General features: G+C 55.9%; 3 protein-coding genes. 1 reads left to right on the forward strand and 2 read right to left on the reverse strand.

The window, feature by feature from the left end; genetic code table 11:
- A partial coding sequence (locus IB235_RS24540) for a glycosyltransferase (RefSeq protein WP_225612619.1) occupies positions 1-539 on the reverse strand: 539 nt, incomplete at its 3' end.
- Here IB235_RS24540 and IB235_RS24545 point away from each other — a divergent pair.
- A complete protein-coding gene (locus IB235_RS24545; protein ID WP_225612620.1) occupies positions 526-1,257 on the forward strand; it encodes a hypothetical protein in 732 nt (243 codons plus the stop codon). The two genes, IB235_RS24540 and IB235_RS24545, sit on opposite strands and share 14 nt — an antisense overlap.
- 15 nt (positions 1,258-1,272) lie before the next feature.
- Here IB235_RS24545 and IB235_RS24550 read toward each other — a convergent pair whose 3' ends face one another.
- On the reverse strand, positions 1,273-1,971 hold the full coding sequence (locus tag IB235_RS24550) for a glycosyltransferase (protein ID WP_192339009.1): 699 nt from the start codon (positions 1,969-1,971) through the stop codon (positions 1,273-1,275).
- Positions 1,972-2,088 lie beyond the last annotated feature (117 nt).

Below are 2,088 nucleotides of genomic sequence, written 5' to 3' on the forward strand. Positions count from 1 at the left end.
TTGTCCCGGCGTGTCGCGATTTTCTTCGGGAAAGGCACGATGTAATCATCAACCGCTGCCGCGATATTGCCATGCAGGTCCAGATGGGCAAGGGCAGACATCGACCTAACCACCAGCGTATCGGCATCCAGATAAAGCATCCGCCGAAAATTCGGCAAGCCGATCTGGTCCAAAAACAATCGCGTCAATGCCGCAGGCGACCAGCGCCCTTTCGATATTTTCGGAAGCAGTGCACTCTCGAACGGGTGGATGTGAATCGTCAGATTTCGCAGCGCGCAGAATTTCTCGACGGCTGCCCTGTCGCGATCCGAGATATCCAGAGCGACCAGATGAAAGGAGGCGGGTTCATTCAGATTATCGCGTGCCGAAAGCAGGGTGCAGCAGCCCGCCGCAAGCATGTTGCGGTCGGCGCAGGTGATGACGGCAAGGTCATTTTCGGGGTCGATATCTTCCATTCTTGCGCCATCCCTGCACATCTGCAGAATCGTAACAACCAGACTACAGCCCCGCGAAGGGATATCAATCGTGCCAATTCTCAAGGCGATCACTGACGGCAGGAAATACGCGTATCGCTTTGTAAAATATAAATTCCTACGACCTCAGGTGCCACAGTTCAGCGATATTTTGCAGAGAAGGACGGCCGTGGTTGTCGGCTCGGCACCGTCTTCGACGCGGCCCATCGGTTGGGATGCCTCGTTTCGGGTCATCACCATCAATGCCTCGCAATCCGCGGCCAGCGACTGGTTGTTGGAACGGCCCGATATCACGCTGATGCAATTCAACCAGATCGAAGGGCAAAACCCGCAGGCAATTGAGGTCCGGCGGGTCTTGCAGGGCAAAAGCACCGGTAGGTTGGTCATCATGCATTGGCGCCATGATTTGCCGCGGCTGGAACGGGGAATTGCGGCTTTCGGCTATGGCTACGACCAGTTGAACCTGATGAGCCGATATGAGCGTATTGCCCTGATGCGCGAATGCACCGGAAAATTGAACCTTGAACTGGACGCGACCAGTAAATGGTCGAATGGCATCACCGGCGCGGCATTGGCTTTGAAAAGCGGAGCCGAACGGGTGATATTGACGGGAATAAACCCGTTATCGGCTGGCCACGCCTATAATAATCTGGGGCTGGCGCGGCTGCATGCCTCGGCCGATCTTGAGGCGTTGCATCTGTTTCGCGCCAGAAAATATCCGGTCTTTACCGCAGACCCCCATGTTGCCGAGGCAACGGGGATCGCATTATGGCAGGGTCAATAGCGCCGACGCGGCCCTTCACACCGGATGAAAATCCGGATCAATGGCGCGAGCGGATTTCAGCCATTCATTGGCATACTCCACGTCCTGCCAATTCTTGAACCAGGGCCCGCCATTGGTGTAATGCACGGCTTTGGGATTGCCGTTGTTGGGCTTCTCACTCCAGCCTTCAAGCCAGTTCCATTCCTCGGGGATAGCACCGATCTGCTCGTCACTCGCCCATTGCATCCGATGCAAATAGGCTCCGCTTTCCCGGTTGATCAATTCCGGAGTCAGTTTTGCGGTCGCCGGATGCGCGCAATTGAACAGCATGAAGGACGACCAGTTCTTTCTTGGGTAAGTCGTCTGCGCCTTGCCGTCCATCTTGGTTTCGTTCTTGGGGGTGTAATCGTGATGGACGCATAGCACGGCCTTGCTGTCGTCGCGGCGATCAAGCAATTCGGCCACATCGCCGAAAAACAGGAAGTCGCAATCGCAGAACAGCGCCCAGCCCTTGTATCCGGCAAGGTAGGGCGTGAAAAACCGGGAGTAGGTGAATTCGGTCGAGGCCAGCGGATCGACCTGACGCGTATAAGCCCCGGCATCGACCAATTCCTGCAACCTGATCGGACGAATATCGACGTCGATCGAGGCATGTTCCAGCAATGAGGCGCGGGCCACCTGATAGGCAATATCTTCGCGTGAATCCCAGCCAATGAACACCGTCAGGTCGGACATGAACCCTCTCTCGCCTGTAATGATGCCGTATTGCATGCCTGGCTTGAGATGCTGGGCATTTCATGCAGATCATGATCAACCTGCATCGGCGGTCAAGGATGAATCAGCGCGCCTCGG

It is taken from the genome of Paracoccus sp. PAR01 (assembly GCF_014851995.1).
In the GTDB taxonomy this organism is placed as follows: domain Bacteria; phylum Pseudomonadota; class Alphaproteobacteria; order Rhodobacterales; family Rhodobacteraceae; genus Paracoccus; species Paracoccus litorisediminis.